Annotated in this window: 16 protein-coding genes; 12 read left to right on the top strand and 4 right to left on the bottom strand. The window is 70.9% G+C overall.

Going from position 1 to position 22,958, the window contains the following annotated elements:
• The first annotated feature begins 17 nt into the window (after positions 1-17).
• From ACFV9W_RS31930 to ACFV9W_RS31970, 9 genes are all read left to right on the top strand, one after another.
• On the top strand, positions 18-1,304 hold the full coding sequence (locus ACFV9W_RS31930; protein ID WP_385767995.1) for an SUKH-4 family immunity protein: 1,287 nt from the start codon (positions 18-20) through the stop codon (positions 1,302-1,304).
• A 112-nt stretch (positions 1,305-1,416) separates the two neighbouring features.
• Positions 1,417-1,770 carry a hypothetical protein gene (locus tag ACFV9W_RS31935; RefSeq protein ID WP_385767998.1) on the top strand — a complete coding sequence of 118 codons (354 nt, stop codon included), beginning with the start codon at positions 1,417-1,419 and terminating at the stop codon, positions 1,768-1,770.
• A gap of 7 nt (positions 1,771-1,777) precedes the next feature.
• Positions 1,778-4,129, top strand: a complete 2,352-nt coding sequence (locus ACFV9W_RS31940; RefSeq protein ID WP_385768001.1) for an SUKH-4 family immunity protein — start codon at positions 1,778-1,780, stop codon at positions 4,127-4,129.
• A 49-nt stretch (positions 4,130-4,178) separates the two neighbouring features.
• Positions 4,179-5,255 carry an IS630 family transposase gene (locus tag ACFV9W_RS31945; protein WP_385768004.1) on the top strand — a complete coding sequence of 359 codons (1,077 nt, stop codon included), beginning with the start codon at positions 4,179-4,181 and terminating at the stop codon, positions 5,253-5,255.
• On the top strand, positions 5,245-5,784 hold the full coding sequence (locus ACFV9W_RS31950; protein WP_385768007.1) for a plasmid pRiA4b ORF-3 family protein: 540 nt from the start codon (positions 5,245-5,247) through the stop codon (positions 5,782-5,784). Before ACFV9W_RS31945 ends, ACFV9W_RS31950 begins: the two co-directional genes overlap by 11 nt.
• A 97-nt stretch (positions 5,785-5,881) precedes the next feature.
• Complete coding sequence (locus ACFV9W_RS31955; RefSeq protein ID WP_385768010.1) at positions 5,882-8,257, top strand: SUKH-4 family immunity protein; 2,376 nt, start codon at positions 5,882-5,884, stop codon at positions 8,255-8,257.
• Between the two features lie 136 nt (positions 8,258-8,393).
• Positions 8,394-9,191, top strand: coding sequence for a hypothetical protein (locus tag ACFV9W_RS31960; RefSeq protein WP_385768012.1), 798 nt, complete (start codon positions 8,394-8,396; stop codon positions 9,189-9,191).
• Positions 9,188-11,506, top strand: a complete 2,319-nt coding sequence (locus tag ACFV9W_RS31965) for an SUKH-4 family immunity protein (RefSeq protein WP_385768015.1) — start codon at positions 9,188-9,190, stop codon at positions 11,504-11,506. The genes ACFV9W_RS31960 and ACFV9W_RS31965 overlap by 4 nt, the downstream gene beginning before the upstream one ends.
• Positions 11,507-11,589: 83 nt before the next feature.
• Positions 11,590-11,961, top strand: a complete 372-nt coding sequence (locus ACFV9W_RS31970; RefSeq protein WP_385768018.1) for a hypothetical protein — start codon at positions 11,590-11,592, stop codon at positions 11,959-11,961.
• Between the two features lie 78 nt (positions 11,962-12,039).
• Here the strand turns inward: ACFV9W_RS31970 and ACFV9W_RS31975 are convergent, their stop codons facing one another.
• The 4 genes from ACFV9W_RS31975 to eccCa form a co-directional block, all read right to left on the bottom strand.
• Positions 12,040-12,516 (bottom strand): hypothetical protein, encoded by a 477-nt coding sequence (locus tag ACFV9W_RS31975; protein ID WP_385768020.1) that lies wholly within the window; start codon positions 12,514-12,516, stop codon positions 12,040-12,042.
• A 73-nt stretch (positions 12,517-12,589) separates the two neighbouring features.
• Positions 12,590-13,612 carry an SUKH-4 family immunity protein gene (locus ACFV9W_RS31980; RefSeq protein ID WP_385768023.1) on the bottom strand — a complete coding sequence of 341 codons (1,023 nt, stop codon included), beginning with the start codon at positions 13,610-13,612 and terminating at the stop codon, positions 12,590-12,592.
• A gap of 195 nt (positions 13,613-13,807) precedes the next feature.
• Positions 13,808-14,080, bottom strand: a complete 273-nt coding sequence (locus ACFV9W_RS31985) for a hypothetical protein (protein ID WP_385768026.1) — start codon at positions 14,078-14,080, stop codon at positions 13,808-13,810.
• Between the two features lie 99 nt (positions 14,081-14,179).
• A complete protein-coding gene (gene eccCa / locus ACFV9W_RS31990; RefSeq protein ID WP_385768029.1) occupies positions 14,180-18,121 on the bottom strand; it encodes a type VII secretion protein EccCa in 3,942 nt (1,313 codons plus the stop codon).
• 284 nt (positions 18,122-18,405) lie between these two features.
• On the opposite strand from eccCa, the gene eccD reads away from it, so the two are divergent.
• From eccD to ACFV9W_RS32005, 3 genes are all read left to right on the top strand, one after another.
• Positions 18,406-19,875, top strand: coding sequence for a type VII secretion integral membrane protein EccD (gene eccD, locus ACFV9W_RS31995; protein ID WP_385768032.1), 1,470 nt, complete (start codon positions 18,406-18,408; stop codon positions 19,873-19,875).
• 201 nt (positions 19,876-20,076) lie between these two features.
• On the top strand, positions 20,077-20,364 hold the full coding sequence (rpsO, locus tag ACFV9W_RS32000; protein ID WP_306323305.1) for a 30S ribosomal protein S15: 288 nt from the start codon (positions 20,077-20,079) through the stop codon (positions 20,362-20,364).
• A 292-nt stretch (positions 20,365-20,656) separates the two neighbouring features.
• Entirely contained in the window at positions 20,657-22,873 is a 2,217-nt protein-coding gene (locus ACFV9W_RS32005; RefSeq protein WP_385768035.1) for a polyribonucleotide nucleotidyltransferase, read from the top strand.
• Positions 22,874-22,958: the final 85 nt, after the last annotated feature.

Below are 22,958 nucleotides of genomic sequence, written 5' to 3' on the forward strand. Positions count from 1 at the left end.
TCTGACAGGATTACCCGATGAGCATGGACCTTGATGCCGTACTTGCAGACCCGGCAAGGTTGTTGACGGTCGACCGCGCGGACGTGCGTGAGCGGATCGCAGCCGAGCCCACGGGCGTGGAGGTGGGCCGCGAGGTCTTCCTGCAGGCCGAGGCCGTCTTCGGGAGCGCGGATGTGCCGGCCGCCGAGTTCGCCTCCTGGCTGCACTTCGCGGCCATGGCTACGGGGCACCACGAGTACGCCGCGCGAGTCCTGGCAGCCGAGCCGGGGATGCCGTGGAGCACGCGGTGGGCGTGGTGGCGGCCGGCCAGCTGGTTCGTTGCCCAGCCCAGCCTGAACGGTGACTACTTCGAGGTGCGTTGTCGCCGCCAGGGGGCGGGCCTCGTTGAGGTGGTGGACCATCGGGGGCCGATCCGCCTCGATGCGGAGTCGGGACGCAGGGTGCCTGTGCCGCCGCTGGGCGGTGAAGAAGGGGCGGGCGAACCGACGGTGTCATGGGAGTCGCTCGGCCCGGCCGAGTTGTACCGATGGGATCTGACCGCACCGGAGAGCTGGCAGGCCGCCGTCGCATGGTCTGCCGAGGGTGGGCGGGCGCGCCACCTCGTAGTGGACTCTCACGGCATCGCGATGCTCGAGACGGATGCGGAGGTGCTCCGGAACTGGCCGCGAAGCGCGGGGATCGACACCTCTTCGTCCGAGGGTCTGCCGCTGGGCCCCACCCCAGGGCGAAAGCGGCCGGTGGGGCCGTTGACTGCCGCCCGGATCGACGACGCGTTCGGAGTGGGCAACGTGCTGCGCGTTCCCGACAGCGCGCTTTCAGAGGCCCTTGAGCACCCGGAAAGCAGGCGGCATTTGCGTGATGTGGGCATCCCGGCGCGGTGGGCGTGCCATGGGGTCGGGTTCACGGCGTACGCCCCCGAGGAGTTGCGGCCCGCAACCGCCGCCGATGATCTGCCACAGGACCTGGTCGGCTTCGGGGTCTGCGACTTCGGCGATCTGTACGTACATGGTCGCGACGGATCCGTGCACATCTGGAGCCGACTGGAAGGGCCGACGAACCGCACGCTCGTGCCCCTGGCGCCTGATCTCGATGTGTTCACGCGTGTTCTGGAGGCGGTGTATCGCTACTCCAACGCCTGTTGGCACCCCTATCCGGTGGAGGGGGAACAGGAGACGGTGGTACAGGAGTTCCTGGACGAACTGGAGGCGCTGGCACCGGGGTTCTTCGATCCGCAGGTGCCCAGTGGTGTGCTGTGGAGCTGGATCTGGGCGGGCATCACCGAGCTCGACGTGGACGGCTTCTGAGCTCGGGGCTCGGGGCTCGGGGCATGGGTACTCAGCAGCTGTCCCAACGATCAACGCACCCTCGGAACGGAGGTCCTTTTGCCCCTGACGATCCTGTCCGGCCTCAGCACCGTTGTCGCCCGCCTCCGCACCCCCACCCGGGAGTGGGTGGAAGCATGCACCTCCGGTATGGGAGTTCACCTCGGCCGCCCACGCGGGCGTCGCCGTCGCGCTGCACGGCGTCACCGGCAGGGGCTACCGGCTTCCCGAGCACGACGACTGGGACCCGGCGGAACTCGCCGACACCGCCCCGTCCGGCGACGACTGGGATCCCGACTGGCACTCCGGCCGGTGGAACGTCGACCGCGACCGCCCGCACGTCATGGCGGAGAGCCTCAGTACGTTCGTGCGGCTGGTGACCGCCTGGGTGGTGCTGCGGCAGCGGCGCTCAGTGGGGGAGGAACGGCACGTGCGGGCAGACAGGTGAAGCGACCGTGATCAGTCTGTCCGTGAGTGACGTGATCGAACGGTTCGTCGGTGGGGACGTGGGCCTCACCGGCGGCGGCGTGACCTGTGTCGTGGACCCGTCCGGCCGGCACGGCGAGCAGGTCCTGCACGCCGTGCGGGAACGGGTGCCCGACAGCGTCCTCGTCGACGTGGCCGGCCGCACCGCGGACGAGGCGCTCACCAAGGTGCTGGACGCTCTCGGCGCGCGGGCCAAGGCGCCCCGTTCCTGGACCCGGCAGGTGCCGAAGAAGCCTGCGCGGCCAGTGCTCGTATCCCACCTGGAACTGGTGGGCCACACCCGCACCAGCGGCGAACCGCAGCGGCTGCTGCGCGCCCTGGGCCGGATCGGCGGCAAGGGCCACGCCGTGGTCGTGGTCACCCGCGACACCCGCCACCTCGGCCGCGGCGACCGCCCGCTCCAGCTGTCGGTGCAGGCCGAGGCGGAGCGCGAAGTGCCCGTAGACGTACGGGCGTTGGCGCAGGCGGAGGCGCGTACGGTGCCGTACGTCATCTGGCGGGAACTCGTCACGGCCATGACCGGGCGGCCTGTCGAGGTCGACGACTTGTCCCGGGTGGTCGAGCAGCACGGCGAGCTCCTGCTGGCCGGGACCGAGAGCCGGACGGTCTCCTTCCGGGACGAGTCCGTTGCACGCGAGCTGCGCGCCCAACTCCCGCCCGAGGACCGCGCACGCATCCACCGCCACCTCTACGCCCACCTCGCGGAGTCGAGTACACAGTGGGTCCACCCGGAGGGCCGCACCGACGCCGACGCCGACACCGACGCCGACACCGACGCCGACTCCGACGCCGACTCCGACGCCGACTCCGACGCCGACTCCGACGCCGACTCCGACGCCGACTCCGACGCCGACGCCGACGCCGACACGGACCCACTGGCCCGCTACGCCACGATCGCCCTCGCCGCCCACGCCGCGGCCGCGGGCATGGCCACCGCAGACCCGCACTTCCCCCTGCTCACCGAACTCCTGCACGACACCCGTCTCGTCGCCCACATCCCGCCCACAGCCCTGCTGGAGGCCGCCGAAGGCGCGGGCATGGAGCAAGCGCCCGCCGGTTCCGTGCTTGCCGACGCGGTGCTGGCCCGGGACTACGCGATCCTGCCGTGCGCGCAGCCGACGTGGGTGGCGTGGTTGCACCTTCAGGCGACGGTTCGTGGCGACACGGAGTTGGCGGAGGAGCTGGAGCGCAGCGGCGTACGGTTGCCGTGGCGGGTGCGGTGGTCGCGGTGGCGGCCCCCGGCCGGCCTGCACGTGCCGTACCTCGCCATCCCCGACGCCTACGACCTGCTGGAACTGCGCCTGCACGACCGCCCGGTGGTGGCTGCCCTCGCCTACCGGGGCCGGGAGCGCCATGTGACCGTGTACGACCCGCGGAGCGGCGAGGTGCTGGCCACCGGCGCCTGGCCGCGCAACCAGCCTCCCGAGGACGCCGTACCAGGTCTGCGCTGGCCGACCCCCGGCGGCGAGGACGACCGCCCGGACGTGGACCCGGCGAGCCGCTACCTCCTCGAAGCGGGTCCGGTGACCATCGGCGACACGGTCGTACTCGGCGGCTGGGGCGGCCTGTTCGCCATCGAGCCCACCACGCAGGAAGCGGCTGCACCGCCATTCAGTGGCCTCAGCCTCCGCCACCGCTCAGAGGCCCTGTGCCCGCCCGTACTCACCGCCCCGGCGACCGTCCCGGCCCACGCCCCCGCCCCCGGCCCCGAGGACCTCGACACGATCTTCGAGGCCGATTCCGGGACCCTGTACCGGGTGCAGGAGCCCCTGCTCCCCGACGGCCTCACCGACCCGGCCACCCGCGAGTTCCTCACCACCCTGGGCCTGCCGTCCTTCCGCGACGTGCACGGCCTCGGCTTCTACGGCCTGGAACCGGACCACCGCTGGACCGACGTCGCGCAGGGCACCCACACGGGCCCGCTGCCGCCCCGCCCAGCGAATCTCCTGCGCGAGGTGCCCTGGCCGGACGGCGTCCCGCGCACCGACCACCAGCACGAACCGATCACCCCCAGCGGCCCGTACTACGCCATCGGCCTCTGGATGGGCGACGACGTCGTGATCGACGGCCCGACCGGGCAGATCCTCCACCTGCCCGGTGAGAACCGCGAGGACTTCCACAGGGCGGAGATCGTCGGCCGGAACCTGCACGACTTCCTCGCGCTGGTCTCCGTCTGGCTCCTCGGAGTCCAGGTGTTCACGACATCGGGCGACGAGATCGAGACGCGCGACCTCGAGGACCGGGTGAAGGGCCTGCAGTCCGCGGTCGATCCGCTCGGCGCGGCGGCGGGGGTCTGGGGAGTGGCGTTGACGGATCACTAGTGCTGCGCCGCGGAAGTTCCGCCGATGGCCATCGGCTCGTTGACCGGGCATGGTGCTTGATCCTGATGATCGGTGTGTATTGGAGGACCGGGTTCGTGCGCACACTGCCCCGCAGCGGGTGGCCCGTCGTGCGCGCATAGTTCTGCTGGCTGCTGGAGGGTGTTCGGCCTGGCGGATAGCGGAGATCGTCCGGGTGGACGTCTCCACGGTGGTCCGGTGGCGGGATCGGTATGCCCGGCAGGGGCTGGCAGGGTTGGAGGACCGGCCCCGTTCGGGGAGACCGCCCGTCTACGGGCCCGAAGTCCGGCTGCGGGTCGTGGCGGCAGCCACCAGTACGCCGCCGCGCCCCTACGGAGGCTGGTCGCACCGGCTGATCGCCGATCACCTGGCGGACACGGGTATTTCTGCCTCCCAGGTCGGGCGGATTCTCGCGGCGCTCCAGGTCAAGCCGCACCGGGTCCGCGGCTGGCTGACCCGGCCCGCCGACCCGCAGTTCTTTACCAAGGCGGCCGAGGCGTGTGCCCTTTACTGCTGTCGACCGCCGCGTTCGGTGGTGGTGTCGGTGGACGAGAAGACCGCGATGGCTGCGCGTTCCCGCAAGTTCCCCGACCGGCCGCCCGGTCCCGGGCGGGCGCGGCGGCGGGAGTTCGAGTACGTCCGGCACGGCACCGTCTCGGTCACCGCCGGGCTGGACGTGCACACCGGGCAGGTCGTCGTGGAGGACCTCCCGCGCAACGACTCCGCGCACTTCATCCGGTTCCTGACGCGGCTGGAGCGGCGCATCCCGGCCGGGCTGACGATCCATCTGGTCCTGGACAATGGCTCCTCGCACACCTCCAAGGCCACCGGGGCCTGGCTGGCCAGGCATCCGCGGATCGTGGCACACCACACCCCCAAGCACGCCTCCTGGCTCAACCAGGTGGAGATCTTCTTCTCCCTCCTGGCCCGCGCCGTCCTGCGCCACGGGGACTTCTCCTCCCGCGCCGACCTGCTTCGCAAGGTGACCGACTTCGCCACCGTCCACAACGAGACGGCTCGCCCGTTCAGTTGGAACTACGAGGGGCGCCCGCGCCAGACTGAGGCGGGAATCGCCGTCGCTGCGAAGGAACCGTTCCATGCCCGCTGACTCCATCCTGCAGATCAAGGTGACACTGGCCGACATCCGCCCGCCCATCTGGCGGCGGCTGCAGGTGCCGGCCGACCTCACCCTCGACCGCCTGCACCTGGTGATCCAGACCGCAATGGGCTGGGAGAACTACCACATACACCTCTTCGAAACCCCGGCCGGCGCCTACGGACGCCGTGACAGCGAGTTGGGTCACCGCGACGAACGCAAGGTCCCGCTCTGCGCGGCCGCGCCCGCCGCCGGAGACAAGATCCGCTACACCTACGACTTCGGGGACGACTGGGCGCACCACATCGAGGTCGAAAAGGTCCTGCCCCGGGACACGGGAACGACCTACCCCCGCTGCCTGACCGGCCGCCGGGCCTGCCCGCCCGAGGACTGCGGCGGCCCGTGGGGCTACGCAAACTTCGTCGAGGCCATCACCGATCCCGGGCACGAGGAACATGACGACCTCCTGGAGTGGGTCGGCGGCGCATTCGACCCCACCCAGTTCAACGCCGAGGACATCAACAGACGCCTTGCCGCCTGATGGCCATCGGCGGAACTTCCGCGGCGCAGCACTAGGTGCAGCCGGTCACGGCTCAGCACTTCCAGGCGCGCCAGGTCGGGGGAGCGAACCACCAGTCATGTACGAGAGTGTCACCGCTGCGACGGCGGTCGAACGCATCATGGCCTTGCACCGTGAAGGCGGCTGTCAGGTGGTCGAGTTGATGGGTTCGGCCGGGCCGGGGCCGGGCAGTCGCGCCGAGATCCTGTCCCGGGTACGCGACGCCGTGCCCGGCGCGGTGTGGGTCGAGGCCTCGGGGCTCGGGGCGCGGGAGCTGGTCGATCGGGTGGGCGAGGCGCTACGGGAGCGTGGTGCGGACACCGGAGCGGGCCCCGCGTTGGTGCTGGTCGCGGGTGGGCACGGGGTACCCGGCGGGCGCGGAACCGGCTACCCGGAGGCCGCGCTCGACCTCCTCGACCGCGAGATCGCCAGGCCGGCCCATGCCGATGCCGATGCCGATGCCGGAGCCGGAGCCGGAGCCGGTGCCTTGGTCGTGGTCGAGGTCGGCTGGCACGACCGATGGTTCACCTCCCGGCCGCGACTGGAGATCGAGGCACCGCGGCGTCAGCCCGACCACGGCCGCTCCCCGGCGGAACTGCGCGAGTGGGCCCTCCAGGCCCTCGCCCTCGCCCAGTCGTCCGCGGCCTCGGTCGCGGTGTGGCGCCAACTCTCCCGCCTGCTCAACGGCGGCGACCTCGAACTCCCCCTGGACGCCCCGGAGATCACGGTCGCGTCGGACGGCCGCGTCTGGTTCACCGATTGGTCGCGCCGGGACGAACTCCGGGCCTCGGTGGACCTGGCCCACGCCCGCCACGTCCACGCCGACATGACGCAGTGGCTGCGCGAACGTGTCGACCAGCGAGGGGACGGAGTCGGCCGCTACGCCATCCTCGCGCTGGCCGCACACGCGGCGCGCGGCGGGAGGTACGGCGAGTCCTTCCACGAACTGTCCGGTGACACACGGCTGTTGGCCCGCCTCTCGCCCCAAAGCCTCATCGAGGCCGACAAGACGGTACGCGCCGACCTCGACGCCGTACGGATGGACCCCGCCTACCGCGACCGCTACGCCGCCTGGTCGGCCCCCACGACCGCCGGCCGCGCACGCGACCTCGAAACGGCCGGCCTGCGCATGTTCGAGTTCGACGAATGGGCGTCCTGGCTCGCCTTGGCGGCGCTGGCACAGGGTGACGAGGCGGCGGCGGAGGCCGTGGCCGAGGCGTACCCCGACCGGCCGTGGGCCGTGCGCTGGTCGCGTTGGCGTCCACCGGGCGTCGTCGACCCGCGGCGGGTGTTCCCCGGCCCGGTGACCGGTCTCGAACTCGCCCCCGACGGCTGGGACCCGGAGGGCCGGACGGCGGTCGTCGCGCGGGACGACACTCGGCCGAAGCCGCGCTACTGGGTGTACGACGCGGCCACGGGTGACGTGCTCGCCGGGCCGTGGACGGGCGCGGTGCCCGCCTATGGGGAGCATGAGCCGTTGTGGGGCAGTGTCGGAGGCGGCGGGGGCCGATTGCGGGCGTGGGCCGCGTTCGACCCGTTTCCCCCGGACCCCGGTCTCGTACGGGACCGGTTGCAGGTGGGGGAGCTGGTCGTCGTGGCGTCGACCGGCGGCATCTTCGCGGTCGAGGCCACCGACCCGGAGCGCTTCCCGGACGGGTTCCAGGGACCGCGGACGGTGGATGAGGACGACGAGTTCGACGAGGACTGGACCGACGACTCCGACGACTCCGACGACTCCGACGACTCCGACGACTCCGACGACTCCGACGACTCCGACGGTGATGGCGGCGATGGCCTCGGCCTGGCCATGCCGTCCCCGAACAGCGCCGCACTGATCAACGTCCGCCCCTGCCATCTCGCCCCTGCCCAGGCCGACTTCGCGTCGTCACCCGGGAAGGTGTTCGTCCCGCAATCCATGACCCGCCTCCCCGAAGCTCACCTTCCCGAGGACCTGACCGACCCCACCGCCCGCCACACCCTGACCACGACCGGTCTCCCGGCCCTGGTGACCGCGGAGCTCCACCTGGGCATCGCCCCGGAGGCCGGCACCCCGCTGCCCCGCCTCCGCGATCTCCCCCTGTACGTACTGGGCGACTGGAACGGCGGCCCCATCGCCGTGCACGCGACGACCGGCCGGGTCCACCGCCTGCCCCGCCACGCCCACTGGACCGAGTCCGACCTCCCCGACGACACCCCACCCGGCGATGATTGGTACCCCGAGTGGCACTCCGGCAAATGGAACGTCGACCACGACGCCCCCCACCTCATGGCCGAGAACCTGGACGTCTTCGTCCGCCTCGTCACCACCTGGGCAGTCCTCCGCGCCCACTTCCCGATGGCGTACACGCAGCCCGAACTCTTCGACCTACGCGACGAGTTGGAGGACCTCCTGCGCTCCATCGGCCCGCACGCGGCGCACAGCTGGTGGACGGAGGGGCTGCAGGAGGTCATCTGACAGGCAGGGCTGCACTGGCCATTGCCCCTCTTCCCGGTCCAGCGGTCGGCAAGAGATGCCCAAGGGGGTCTGACAGGATTACCGCACGGACGTCGAGCGTACGGCAGCAGGCAATGGGCGGGGAGAACCAGTAACCGTGTACGAGACCGTCACCGCAGCGACCGCCGTCCAGCGCATCACTGCCTGGCATCAAGAAGGCGGCGGCCGCGTCGTCGAGTTGATGGGCTCGACCGGGGCTGCGCGCGCCGACGTACGCACCCAGGTACGCGACGCCGTACCGGGAGTCGTGTGTGTCGATGCTGCGGCGCTCGACGGTGACGCGCTGGTCGCTCGTATCCGGGAAGGGGTGTGGCAGGCCGCGGAGGCCGGGGCCGGTGTCGGGGTGCGGCTGGTCGTCCTGACCGAGGGGCAGCGGGTTACCGGAAGGCGTGAGTGGGGGTGCCCGACGGCGGTCCTCGAGCAGTTGGAGCGGGAGGTCGCGGAGGCGCTGGGTGTGCTGCTGGTCCTTGAGGTGGACTGGCACGAGGTACGGGGCGGGACCCGGGCGCAGTTGGAGCTGGAGAGCCCCGTGCGGGGGCCGGATCCCGGGCGTTCCGCGGCCGAGTCGAGGCAGTGGGCGTTGCAGGCGCTCGCCCTGCAAGAGGGCGGCGGAGCGCCGCTGGAGGTGTGGCGGCAGCTGTCGTGGGCGCTCAACCACGACGAGCTGGAACTGCCGGTCGACGTCGACGAGGAGATCGAGGTCGACCGGCGCGGCTGGTACCGGTTCCGGAACTTCAAGCGGTCACGTGAGCTGGCGCGCTCGGTGGACCCGGGCCTGGCACGGCAGGTGCACGCCCAGATGGCGCGGTGGCTGGTCGAGCACGTCGGTGCGGACTCGGACCTGGGCAGGTACGCGGATGCCGCGCTGGTCGAGCAAGTGGGGAGGTGGCCGTGACGAGGCTGTCCGTGAGTGACGTGATCGAGCGGATCGTCGGCGGGTACGCCGGTCTCACAGGCGGAGGCGTGAACTGCGTTGTGGACCCGTCCGGACGGCACGGCGAGCAGGTCCTGCACGCGGTGCACGAGCGCGTGCCCGGCAGCGTTCTCGTCGACGCGTCCGCAGGCACCGCGGATGAAGCGATCACCGAGGTCCTGCGTGCCCTGGACGTGCGGATTCCGCCGTCGGGACTGTGGTCGGCGCGGCATGTGCCGAAGCGGCCGACGCGACTGATCCTGGTGCGCCATCCCGATCTCGCGGGCCTGACGCGCACGAGCGGGGATCCGAAGCGGCTCATGGCGGCGCTGGAGCGCGTGGCCCGCCGGGGACACACCGTCGTCGCCACCGTCCATGCCGGGGAGGTGGAGGCATTCGACGCGAGTGGGCAGACTCTGCGCCTCGCCGCCGAGTCGCCGGACACGGACGTGGACGTTCTGCCCATCGAGTTGCGTGCGCTGGCGCTCGGGGAGGCGTACGAGGTGCCGGTCGGTATCTGGCGGGAGTTGGTGGCAGGTCTCACCGGTCGGCGCCCGGACCGGGAAGCGTTGCTGGAACGTGCCGAGGCTCATCCCGCGGTGGTGAAGGCACAGGCCGGTGACGACGTCGTGTCGTTCACCGATGAGGGCGCGGCGCACGCGTTGCGGTCGCTGGTCTCCGCGGACGAGCGGGCGCGGACGCACCGTCAACTGGTCGCCCGTATCAAGGACTTGAGCGCGAACTTCGCGCATCCCGAAGGGTGGGCCGCCTCCGGACCGGAGGGCCGTTACGCGGCGACCGCGCTCGCCGCGCACTGCGTGGCAGCCGATGAGGCCGGGGCCGAGGCCGGAGACGGGAACGCGCAGGGGAACGGGAACGAGGGCTCGGCGGAGCTGGCGGCGCTGCTGCGCGAGGGGCGGCACATCGCCCACATTCCACCGCAGTCGTTGCTGGAGGCGGCCGAGGGCGCGGGTATGGGGATGGCGGACATCCCCGTGGGCTCGGCACTCGCCGACGCGGCGTATGCCCGCCAGTACCGGCTGCTTCCGTGTACGCAGCCCACGTGGGCCGCGTGGCTGCACTTCCAGGCGGCGGTGCGCGGCGACACCGACCTGGCCGAGGCGGTCGTGGACAGCGGAATCGCGCTGCCGTGGCGAGTGCGCTGGTCGCACTGGAGCCCGCCGGGCGGCATCCACATGTCGTACCTGCCCTTCCACGATGTGTCGGACGTCTTCCAGGCGCGCCTGCACGACCGGCCGGTGCTGGTGGCCGTGGAACGGCGCGACGTCACCAAGATCTACGACGTGGCGACCGGCGAGCTGCTCTCCTCCGAGCTGTGGCCGGAGTCCGAGGAGAACGACGAGCTGGTCGCGGCGGTGCGGACCCTCACGCCGGAGGAGTACGCGCAGGTGGCACCGCTGCCCGACCCGTTGACCGTCGTTGGGGAGGAGATGCTGAAGCCCTATCTCCTGGAGCTCCAGCCCGTTCCCGTGGCGGGGCTGGTGGTGCTGGGCGGCTTCGGTGGTCTCTTCTGTATCGAACCGGCTCCGGATGCGCCCTTCACGGGGATCACCCTCGCCCCGTCCCTGGCCGCCTGCCCGTACTGGCTGGAGGCGCCGGCCAACGTTCCGCACCACGCCCCGGTGCCCCGTGCGGCCGATCTGAACGTCCTGCTCGCCGACGCCGACGCCGACGAGGAGCAGGGCGAGCCCGGGGACCTTGTGCCCGTCCCGCCGCCGCTCCTGCCCGACGAGCTGACCGACCAGGCCACCCGTGAGTTCCTCACCACCCGGGGCGTGCCGTCGTTCCGGGACCGGTACGGCCTCGGCTTCCACGGTCGCGAATGGGACTCCGCCTGGTGGCGCGTGGCGCACGGTACGCACACGGGGCCGCTCCCGGCGTTGCTGCCCGAGAGGTTCCTGCGCGAGGCGGAGTGGCCCGTCGACGTGCCGCGTGACACCGACCGTTGGGGCCGGGCCATCGAGGCCAAGGGGCCGTTCTTCGTCATTGGTACGTGGATGGGGACGGACGTGGTGATCGACGGCCCGAGCGGACAGGTGCTGATCCTGCCCGGCGCGGACCGTGCGATGTTCCGCGAGGCGGAAGTGGTGGCACGGAGCCTGGAGAGCTTCCTGGCGATGATCGTGGTGTGGCTGCTGGCGTTCCGTCTCCGCGGCAATGAACGCGACCGGGACGGGAACCGCCTCCTCGCCGACCGCGTACGTGGGCTCCACTCGCTGATCGACCCCGTGGGGGCGTCGTCCGGTATGTGGGGCGTGGCCCTGCGGGAGGGTTAGGCGAAGGCAGGTACGAGAGTGCCGCCTGTCGCGCGACGGGCTCGGGATGAGCCGCAGCCCCCTGGTCGGCTAGGGTCGCGGGCATGACACGTACGGGTGGAGACGGTACTGGCCTGCAGTGGGAGGCGGACTTCTCGCGGAAGTGGGAGACCGAGCTTCCGCCGGAGGAGCGCGCGCTCGCCGAGGAGCGGGAGCGCGTCGCCGAGGCGGTGCGGCGCGAGCGGCTGCGGGGGATCGTGTGCGCGGCCGTCTTCCTCGCGGCGGCCGTCGCGGCGCTCATCGGCCAGGCCGTCGGGAGCGCGGGGGCGGTCGCGATCGGGGCCAATGCCCTGGGCGTCGTCGGCGGCTGCGGCGCGCTGTGGCTCGCCGTGCGGGGCGCGGGCGGCATGGGCCGTCAGGGCCTTTGGCTGATGGTCGGATCGCTGCTGGTCATCGGGGTGGGTCAGGCGATCTGACCCGCGCCTCGGCCCGCCCCGCCGCGGACCAGCGCCGCGGACCCGCCCGGCAGGCCTGCCCGCCGGGCCCGGCCCCCGTCACGTCATCTTGCTCATGCTGGAGATCGTCTCGCCCCCGCCCGCCGCGAAGTCGACGTCGTTCTGTTCCTGGCGGATCAGCTGCTCGTTGAAGGACTCGTTCTCGCTGTGGTTCTTGGCCATCGCGCCGAGCGCGCCGCCGATGTTCGTCAGCTCCTGCGCGAGGTGCTGCATCGACTCGAACATGCCGGTCTGCAAGCCCTCGTAGGCGAGGCCGAACTTCTCGCCGATCTCGTCGTCGCCCCACGGCGGCATGTCCGCCTTGTCGGCGAACGTGGTCAGGCCCTGGACGAAGCCCTCGACCTGGCCCTTCTCGGGCGCGGGGGCCTCGCCGCTGGTGGGGGCGCAGGCGTTCACGGACGCCAGGCCGTTCTGCAGGGCGGCCGCCGCCCTGGCGAACGCCTTCCCGAAGTCCTGGAAGTTCGTGCCTTCGGTGGCCAGGGACGTCGTATCGGTACGGAATCCTTCGCGGGGCATGAGGGTCCTCTCGGGCTGCGGACGGGTCGGACAGTCGGGCAGAAGGACAGGTGTACGGGCGTACGGCAGCGGGTCAGAACAGGCCGTGCCACATCTGCTCGATGATCACCGACCACCAGTTGTCGGCGTCGTCGAAGCACGTCGGGTCGAGCGCGATGAGGCGGGCCTGCAAGTCGGCGACCGCGGAACCGGCCTCGTACGGATTCATGCCCAGCATCAGCCCACGCGTGGTGACGAGCGCGGCGAGGCAGTGGGCGAAGGCCGCGACCGAGTCGTTCATGTAACGCCCGCTGCCCGTCGCCGGGTTCGCCGCCCATACGCTGCCGGCCTCCTGCTGCACCGTGATCACGTACTGGCCGTCCGTGCCGATGCGGGTGTGTGCGGAGAGGATGTCGGCGGCGGCGTCGGACAACTCGGCGCCGAGCCCGCGCAGATGGGTGGCCGCGTCCACGAACAGGCCGCCGCGCGGCGGGTTGTCGGGCCGGTCCGCGGTGAAGAAGAAGCGGACGTCGGCGGGGAGGCCCGGGCTCACGAGGGCGGCGCGCGCGGAGTCGGGAAGCGCGGCCGAAGCGAGCGACTCCTCGCCGTATGCCTGCACCGGGAGGCCGGCCGGGAGAGCCGTCCCCGGAACCAGCGCCGAGGCAGGCGCAGCAGGCAGCGGCACGCGCTGCGGGCGCGGCGGCGGCGCCTGGCCCGCGAGCTGCGCCATGGACTCCACCTGCGCGGTCAGCGCGGCGACACCCTCCGCGCGCTCCGCCGGGTCCCCGCCGTACGGGTGGCTGGAGGAGAGCGCCGCGTTCGGGAAACCGGCGCTCAGCGCGTTGAGCGTGTAGCCGCCCGGCAGGGAGCTGGGGCTGAGGTCCGTGTGGACCGCCACCACATTGCTCGCGGGCACGTCCGCGGCGCGCAGGTCCGCCCACCCCTGGTACTCGACGGGCGGCAGGCCCGGGCCCGAGACGCGCGTCAGGTACGTCTCCTCCCCGGTGCGCGGATCGACGTACGTGAACACCACGGTGTTGCCGGGCCCCGTGGCGGCGGGGGAGTCCTCGCCGGCCGGCTGCGCGGCCTGCCGTTCGTCCTGGTCGTGCGTGGTCACGGCTGGGTCTCCATCGGACGGGGTGGTGAACGGTCAAGTAGTGCGTCGAGGCGGCCGACCGCCCGGCACAGCACCTCGCGGGGCGGCCGAGGGCCGCAGTGCGGTGCCCGCAAAGTCTAGTGCCGCACGGTGACAGTGGGCAGGGCGAGAACTGGCGGTGTCCGGCGTCACACGTCAGCCGTCAGCCGTCAGCCGTCAGCTCCGCTCAACCTGCCGCCGATAAAGGCTGATCGCCGATTCCGGCGGAAAGTTCGGCACGTACATCGTCGAGCCGTCCGTCTTGGAGATGACGAGGTGGCTGCCCCCGTAGGAGGGCGGCTCGGTCGGCGGGAAGGTCGCGTAGACCAGGAAGCCCAGGTCGAACTCCTGGACGTTGAGGGTCGCCGGGGTTCCGTCCGCGCACTGCGGCTGGAAGGTCGTCCGGGCGATCGCGAGTGCCTCATCGGCGGTGCGGGGCGGCGTGCTCAACTCTCGTCTCCTTCACGTCGGTTCGGGCAAAAGCGTACGGCGCCGGGCATCGGTTCTCCGATCCCCGGCGCCGTACGGTACGCGTCGCCTGCGCGGACGCTAGTTGCTTCGCATCGGCATCCAGGCCGTCTGCACCAGCTGCGCCCCACCCTTGCGGGTGACGAGCATGCCTCGGCCCGGCGGCAGCTTCTGCGGCTTGAGCGGGCCGAAGATCTGGCCCTCGGCCGGGTCTCCGGACAGCACCAGACCCGTCGCGCCGAGCTCCTTCATGCGCTGCATGACCGGCTCGAAGGAGGACCGTGCCGCACCGGAGGAGCTGCGCGCGATGATGATGCGCAGGCCCAGGTCGCGGGCGAACGGCAGGTACTCGAGCAGCGACTGGAGCGGGTTGCCGGAGCTGGTCGCCACCAGGTCGTAGTCGTCGACGATGACGAACGCGTCCGGCAGGTCGTACCAGGACCGGTTGCGCAGCTGCTCCGGCGTGACGTCCGGACCCGGCATACGGCGGCCCATGGAACCCGCGAGGCCGGTGACGACCTCCTGGAGCTGCGGGCCCGAGGCACAGTACTTGTAGAGGTGCGATTCGGGCAGCTCGCTCAGGTGCGCGCGCCGGTAGTCACCGGCGACGATGAGCGCCTTGTCGGTCGCGTACCGCTCGGAGATCTGCTTGGCGATCATGCGCAGGAACGCGGACTTGCCGGACTCGGACTCTCCGTAGACGACCATGAGCGGGTCGGTCTCGAAGTCGATGAAGGACGGCGAAAGCGTCGTCTCGTCGACACCGATCGCGACGCCCCGCTCGGGGAAGTCGTTGCCCTTGGGGACCTCGCTGATGTGCAGCTTGGTGGGCAGCATCCGCACCGGCGGGGCTGGCGGGCCCTGCCAGTGCTCGGAGACCGTCGTCACCATGTGCTCGATGGCCTGGCCGAGGGTCTCCACCTCCGAAGAGGCGTCGATCCGGGGCAGCGCGCCGAGCGAGCTGAGCTTGTCGGGGGTCAGACCGCGGCCGGGCATGCCGAGCGGCACGGCCTCCATCTTCTTGCGGTCGAACTCCGACTCCATCGGGTCACCGAGCTTGAGCTCCACACGGTTGAGGAGCTGGTCGCGCAGCGCGGGCCGGACCTCGGTGTAGCGGCCGGAGCCGATGATCAGGTGGACACCGAAGCCGAGACCGCGGGAGGCCAGGTCGAGGATGACCGGGTCGAGCTGCTCGTAGTCGGTCTTGAAGGCCGCCCAGCCGTCGATGATCAGGAAGACGTCGCCCCACCGCTGGTCCGGGTACTGCCCGGCGGCACGCCGGGACCGGAACGTGCCGATGGAGTCGACGTTGTTGGCGCGGAAGAACTCCTCGCGCTCGTTGAGGATGCCGCGGACCTCGGCGACCGTACGGCGCACCTTCTCGGAGTCGAGGCGCGATGCGGCCCCGCCGACGTGCGGCAGGCCCTCCATCGCGAGCATGCCGCCGCCACCGAAGTCCAGGCAGTAGAACTGCACTTCGGACGGGGTGTGGGTGAGCGCGAACGAGGTCATGATCGACCGGATCAGGGTCGACTTGCCGGACTGCGGACCACCGACCACGAGACCGTGACCGGCCGAACCGGAGAAGTCCAGGTACTGGATGTCGCGGCGCTGCTCGAACGGCTTGTCCACGAGCGCCATCGGCACGACGAGCTTGCCGAGCGCCGGGTAGTCGGCGGCGTGCAGACCGCGCTCCGGCGTCGTCGACAGCGGCGGGAGCAGCGAGTCCACCGAGGGCGACTCCTCCAGCGGCGGCAGCCACACCTGGTGGGCGGGCGGGCCCTGGCCGACGATGCGCGCCACGATCACGTCGAGGACGGTGTCCGCGAGCGCGTCGTCGACCTGGTCGGGAACGACCTCGGGCTCCGGCTCGTGGATGATCTGCTCGGCGACGGGCGCCGCCGTGAACAGCACCGGCTGCCGGTGGGTGCGCGAGCCACCGCCACCGCCGCCACCGGCGCGGTAGACACCACCGACGTAGGCGGCCTTGAACTGGATCATCGTCTCGGTGTCGTACTTGAGGATGCCCGAGCCGGGGACGTTCGGCAGGTGGTACGCGTCGGGGACACCGATCGCGGTACGGGACTCGGCGGCCGAGAACGTACGCAGACCGATGCGGTACGAGAGGAAGGTGTCCAGACCGCGGAGCTTGCCCTCCTCCAGACGCTGCGAGGCGAGCAGCATGTGCACACCCATGGAACGGCCGATGCGGCCGATCTGGATGAACATCTCGATGAAGTCCGGGCGTGCGGTGAGGAGTTCGGAGAACTCGTCGAGCACCATGACGAGCGAGGGCAGCGGGTCCAGCGGGGCGCCGGCCGCGCGGGCCTTCTCGTAGTCGGTGATGTTCGCGTAGTTGCCCGCCGAGCGGAGCAGCTCCTGGCGGCGCTGGAGCTCACCGGTGATCGAGTCGCGCATGCGGTCGATCAGCGTGAGGTCGTCGGCCAGGTTGGTGATCACGGCGGCGACGTGCGGGAGTTCGGACATTCCCGCGAAGGTCGCGCCGCCCTTGAAGTCCGCGAGGATGAAGTTCAGCGTCTCCGAGGAGTGCGTCACCGTGAGGGCGAGCACGAGCGTGCGGAGCACCTCGGACTTACCGGAACCGGTGGCGCCGACGCACAGGCCGTGCGGGCCCATGCCCTCCTGCGAGGCCTCCTTGATGTCGAGCATGACGGGCTGCCCGTCGCGGTCCACACCGAGCGGCACACGCAGCCGCTCGTGCAGGGTGCGGGGGCGCCAGGTGCGCGCGACGTCCACCGAACCGGCGTCGCCGATGCCCATCAGCTCGGTGAAGTCCAGGTTGGCGAGGAGCGGTTCGTCGCCGTCCGCCGAACCGGCGCGCAGCGGCGCGAGCTGGCGCGCGAGCGCCTCGGCCTCGGTCAGCGACAGGGTGTCGCAGGTGCCGGTGTACTGGGTGCCGCCCTGCGATTCGAGCAGCAGCTCACCCGGCTGCACCTGCACGGAGAGCGAACCGCGCAGCTCCTCCACGATGCCGGGGACGACCTCGATGATCGTCACGCCCTGCAGGCCCTCGGCGCCCGCGATGAGCGAGTCGTCGGGGATGCCGCCGCCGTCCATGACGACGACGAGGTGCGGCTGGTCGACGACCGGCGTGCCCTGCGGGTTGAACCGGCCGCGGCCCTCCAGCTCGTCGGCGAGCAGCTCCTCGACCTCGCCGAGGTCGCCCACGATCACGCGCTGCGATCCGGCGCCGTCGTTGCTGCTGTGCTGCACGTGCGGCAGCCACTTCGTCCACTCCCACTCGGCCATCGCGCCGGGCGAGGCCACGACGGCGACCCGCAGGTCCTCCGGCGAGTGCAGGGTGCACAGTTGGGAGATCATGGCGCGCGCGGCGCCGTACGTGGTGTCCGGATCGCCGGAGACGCTCACGTGGTAGAAGGACCGCAGCGAGACGGCCAACGGCAGTGCGTCCAGCGTGCCGTGGGTCTCCAGGAACGACTTCATCGCGTGCGCGGTGAGCGGTTCCAGCTCGTCGAGCGGCGCGGTCTCCGGCGCCATCAGGGGAGTTGACAGCTGCTGCGGGCCGAGTCCCAGGCGCACCTGGGTGAAGTCCGAGTCGCTGGAGCGCCGTTCCCACACCCGGCGGCCCTCGGCGACGAGCGCCCACAGCTGCTCCGGGTTGGGGTGCAGGAAGTACTGCCCGTCCCGCTGCATGCGCGCGGTCGTCCGCACGTCACGCCGGACCTGGGTCAAGTACTTGAGGTAGTCCTGGCGTTCCTGGGCCATCTCGGCCCCGCCGCCCTGCCGGGCCTTGACCAGCTGCGCGAGCGCCATCGCGAGGGTGGAGACGATCATGACGCCACCCATGATCTTCATGATCGACTGGCCCGAGGTGAAGAAGAACGCCGAGGACGTACCCATGCCCAGCATGGGCAGCAGGCTCATCATCAGGTTCTGGTCCTCGGGCCGTGCCAGCTCCGGCGGCGGCTCGAGACGCACCTCATCCGTCGGTACGTCGGGTGGCAACACCCGAGGCGGTCGCTTGACGATGACCACGCTCACCGAAGCACCAGTCCTTAAATCTTCAGTCGTCGATCAGTTGGCGCGCACGGATGTCGTGCACGTCGGGACATGTCGGACCGCCCCCGTTACTGGCGGTTCCCCCAGGCCGAAGACAACAGAGCTCCGGCGTGCCCGGTGATCCTACTGACTCTCGTCAAGTGGCGGGGTCTGTGGGGTGAGATGGGCTCAGGACGCTACGCTGTCGCACCGCGCGTGACGCCGTCCGGACGCCGCGCCGCCGCACCGATGCCACACCAAGTCATGACATTAGGGGGAACCGCGAGGTGAGCACCACAGCTCTTGCCGGGGGCGGAACCGGCTTCTGCCGGGTCACCGTCGCCGCACCGGACGCACGTATCGATGTGGCCCTGCCCGAAGACGCCGCCCTGGCCGACATCTACCCGGAGATCCTCCAGCTCTCCGGGCAGAGCCAGGCCGAGGGCGACCCCACCGGGTACCACCTGGTCCGCCGGGACGGCACCGTACTCGACGCCGGCCGGTCCCTCGCCGACCAGCGGGTCCTCGACGGCGACGTGCTGCTGCTGCGTCCGTTCGCCGAGTCGCTGCCCGCCGCGGTGTTCGACGACGTCTCCGACGCGGTCGCCTCCGCGGTCCGCCGCGACCGGCGCCGCTGGAGCGACGGCCTGATGAGCGTCGTCGGCCTCGGCGCGGGTGTCCTGCTGCTGACGCTCATGGCGTTCGCGCTCTGGTTCTCGAACCCGGTCGACCGCGACATGCACAGCCTGCCCGGCATCATCGCCGGTGTCGTCGGCGTCCTGCTCGTCACGTTCTCCGTGGTGCGCGCGCGGGTGTACGACGACCGCGCAGCGTCCACGTCGCTGGGGCTCGCCTCGCTGCCGCACCTGCTCATCGCGGGGTCGGGCATCTTCGGGACCGGCGCCGCCGAGGGCCCGGGACGGCTCCAGCTGCTGTCCGGCTGCGTCGTGGTGCTGATCGCCTCCGCGCTGCTCGTCGTGCTGCTGCCGCACGGGGACGCAGTCTTCGTCGCCGCCGCCCTCGGCTCGGCCGTCGGCGCGCTCGCCACGTTCGGCGCACTCGTCACCGAGGCCTCGCCGAGCGAGGTCGCCGCCGTCACGGCGGTCGTCTCGATCATCGCGATGGCCTGGCTGCCCGGCATGTCCGCCCGCTCCGCCCGGCTGCCCATCGGCTACCGCTCGCCCGACCAGATCTCCCAGGGCCGCGACTACGGTCGCGACGAAGAGGAGCACATCGACTTCGACCGCATCGGTGCCCAGGTCAAGCGCGCCCACGAGCTGCTTCTCGGCCTCGTCATCGGCTGCGCGGCCCTCGCCGTCTCCTCGGCCGGTGTCGTCCTCGGCTTCTCCGACGACGTCTGGGCGCAGCTGCTCGCCCTGGCCGCCGGCATCGCCGTCATGCTGCGCGCCCGGCTGTTCGACTACACCGCGCAGGTCGCGTCCCTGGTCGTCGGCGGTCTGCTGATCCTCGGCCTGCTGATCCTCGGCGTGACCCTGAACACCCCGAGCGACCTGCTGCAGAGCTTCCTCCAGGGCGACAGCGCGCCGCTCAACATCCACATCCTCTGGTTCGCCGCCGCGATCGGCGGGGGAGCGGCCCTGCTGGTGATCGTCGGCCTGTCCGTGCCGCGCAAGGGCGTCTCCCCGTTCTGGGGCCGGATGCTCGACCTGTTCGACGGCTTCGTGCTGCTGACCCTCGTACCGCTGTGCCTCGCGGTGCTCGGCCTCTACACGCAGGTGCGCAGCATGGTCAGCTGATCCGGGGCCCGGCGGCCGCCGTCAGGCCGGCCGCCGGGCTGCTGGTACGCTGGGTGACGGCCGTTTGTGTACGCGCCCCCGGCATTGCAGGACATTCCTGGGGGCAGCGCCCAGCGGATCCCCGCCTCCCGAGTTTCGGAAGCTCTCCTGAGATGTAGACCAGGGGCACTCGGCGGCAATCAGACTCTACGAGGAGTAAGCGTGGCTCTCGACACCGCTACGAAGAAGCAGATCATGACCGAGTTCGGCACCAAGGAGGGCGACACCGGCTCCCCCGAGGTCCAGGTCGCCATGCTCTCCCGCCGCATCTCGGACCTGACCGAGCACCTCAAGACGCACAAGCACGACCACCACTCGCGTCGTGGCCTGCTCATCCTGGTCGGCCAGCGTCGCCGCCTGCTGCAGTACCTGGCCAAGAAGGACATCCAGCGCTTCCGTACGCTGGTCGAGCGCCTCGGCATCCGCCGCGGTGCGGCCGGCGCCCGATAAGACGCTGTGAGAGGGGGCGGTTCCCGATTGTGGGGGCCGCTCCCTTTGCTGTACGTGCGCACTGTCACCGAGGCTTTGTAGTCTGGTGACGTACGACTGCGCATATTGAGGAGAAGTGCCACCTCGCCGCCGCCGGTCCTCGGTAGTGGCCCCCGGAGACGCAAGAGGATCCCCGGGAGCTTCGATCGAAGACCGGCCCGCACCCAAGGCGCGCTTCTCCACCTCGTCCCTCTGCCACACGGGCAGCAGCGGACAAAAGACGTAACAGACGAAAGTAACGGAGAAAACGCTAGTGGAGAACGAGACCCACTACGCCGAGGCCGTCATCGACAACGGCTCCTTCGGCACCCGCACCATCCGCTTCGAGACGGGCCGTCTGGCCCGCCAGGCCGCTGGCTCCGCCGTCGCCTACCTCGACGACGACACCATGGTGCTGTCGGCCACCTCGGCCTCGAAGAACCCCAAGGACAACCTCGACTTCTTCCCCCTCACGGTGGACGTCGAGGAGCGGCAGTACGCCGCGGGCAAGATCCCCGGCAGCTTCTTCCGCCGCGAGGGCCGCCCCTCCGAGGACGCGATCCTCACCTGCCGCCTGATCGACCGCCCGCTGCGCCCGTCCTTCAAGAAGGGCCTGCGCAACGAGATCCAGGTCGTCGCCACGATCATGGCGCTCAACCCCGACCACCTGTACGACGTCGTGGCGATCAACGCCGCGTCCGCGTCGACGCAGCTGGCCGGTCTGCCCTTCTCCGGCCCGGTCGGCGGCGTCCGCGTCGCGCTGATCAACGGCCAGTGGGTCGCGTTCCCGACGCACACCGAGCTCGAGGACGCCGTCTTCGACATGGTCGTCGCCGGTCGCGTCCTGGAGGACGGCGACGTCGCGATCATGATGGTCGAGGCCGAGGCCACCGAGAAGACCATCCAGCTGGTCAAGGGCGGCGCCGAGGCGCCCACCGAGGAGGTCGTGGCCGCCGGTCTCGACGCCGCGAAGCCCTTCATCAAGGTCCTCTGCAAGGCCCAGTCGGACCTCGCCGCGAAGGCCGCCAAGCCGACCGCCGAGTTCCCGATCTTCCTGGACTACCAGGACGACGTGCTCGAGGCCCTGACCGCCGCGGTCAAGACCGAGCTCTCCGCCGCCCTCACCATCGCGGGCAAGCAGGAGCGCGAGGCCGAGCTGGACCGCGTCAAGGGTCTGGCCGCCGAGAAGCTCCTCCCGGAGTTCGAGGGCCGCGAGAAGGAGATCTCCGCCGCGTACCGCTCGCTGACCAAGTCCCTGGTCCGTGAGCGCGTCATCAAGGAGAAGAAGCGCATCGACGGCCGCGGTGTCACCGACATCCGCACCCTGGCCGCCGAGGTCGAGGCCATCCCGCGCGTGCACGGCTCGGCGCTGTTCGAGCGTGGCGAGACCCAGATCCTGGGCGTCACCACCCTCAACATGCTCCGCATGGAGCAGCAGCTGGACACCCTTTCGCCGGTGACCCGCAAGCGCTACATGCACAACTACAACTTCCCGCCGTACTCCGTCGGTGAGACGGGCCGCGTCGGCTCCCCGAAGCGCCGCGAGATCGGCCACGGCGCGCTCGCCGAGCGCGCGATCGTGCCGGTCCTGCCGACGCGCGAGGAGTTCCCCTACGCGATCCGCCAGGTCTCCGAGGCACTGGGCTCCAACGGCTCGACGTCCATGGGCTCGGTCTGCGCCTCCACCATGTCGCTGCTGAACGCCGGTGTGCCGCTGAAGGCCCCCGTCGCCGGTATCGCCATGGGCCTGATCTCCCAGGAGATCAAGGGCGAGACGCACTACGTCGCCCTCACCGACATCCTCGGTGCTGAGGACGCCTTCGGTGACATGGACTTCAAGGTCGCCGGCACCAAGGAGTTCGTGACCGCGCTCCAGCTGGACACGAAGCTCGACGGCATCCCGGCCTCCGTCCTGGCCGCCGCCCTCAAGCAGGCCCGCGACGCCCGCCTCCACATCCTCGACGTGATGATGGAAGCGATCGACGTCCCGGACGAGATGTCCCCGAACGCCCCGCGGATCATCACGGTCAAGATCCCCGTGGACAAGATCGGTGAGGTCATCGGCCCGAAGGGCAAGATGATCAACCAGATCCAGGAGGACACCGGCGCCGACATCACGATCGAGGACGACGGCACCATCTACATCGGTGCCGCTCAGGGCTCGCAGGCCGAGGCCGCCCGCGCCACGATCAACGGCATCGCCAACCCGACCATGCCGGAGGTCGGCGAGCGCTACCTGGGCACCGTCGTGAAGACGACGACCTTCGGCGCGTTCGTGTCGCTCATGCCGGGCAAGGACGGTCTGCTGCACATCTCGCAGATCCGCAAGCTCGCCGGCGGCAAGCGCGTGGAGAACGTCGAGGACGTCGTCGGCGTGGGCCAGAAGGTCCAGGTCGAGATCGCCGAGATCGACTCCCGCGGCAAGCTCTCCCTGATCCCCGTGATCGAGGGCGAAGAGGGCGACGAGGCGAAGGACGACACCGACAAGTGACGTCCCGTAGCACCCAGGCGACGGCCCGCACCTCTTCGGAGGGGGGGGGCGGCGCCCCGACCCCAACCCACAAAAAGGGGGCGCA

The organism is Streptomyces sp. NPDC059897, assembly GCF_042730865.1.
Classification (GTDB): Bacteria; Actinomycetota; Actinomycetes; order Streptomycetales; family Streptomycetaceae; genus Streptomyces.

Coding starts and splice junctions, on each gene's coding strand:
- ACFV9W_RS31930 (WP_385767995.1), top strand. CDS start 18: ATGAGCATGGACCTTGATGCCGTACTTGCAGACCCGGCAAGGTTGTTG.
- ACFV9W_RS31945 (WP_385768004.1), top strand. CDS start 4,179: ATGGTGCTTGATCCTGATGATCGGTGTGTATTGGAGGACCGGGTTCGT.
- ACFV9W_RS31950 (WP_385768007.1), top strand. CDS start 5,245: ATGCCCGCTGACTCCATCCTGCAGATCAAGGTGACACTGGCCGACATC.
- ACFV9W_RS31955 (WP_385768010.1), top strand. CDS start 5,882: ATGTACGAGAGTGTCACCGCTGCGACGGCGGTCGAACGCATCATGGCC.
- ACFV9W_RS31970 (WP_385768018.1), top strand. CDS start 11,590: ATGACACGTACGGGTGGAGACGGTACTGGCCTGCAGTGGGAGGCGGAC.
- ACFV9W_RS31975 (WP_385768020.1), bottom strand. CDS start 12,516: ATGCCCCGCGAAGGATTCCGTACCGATACGACGTCCCTGGCCACCGAA.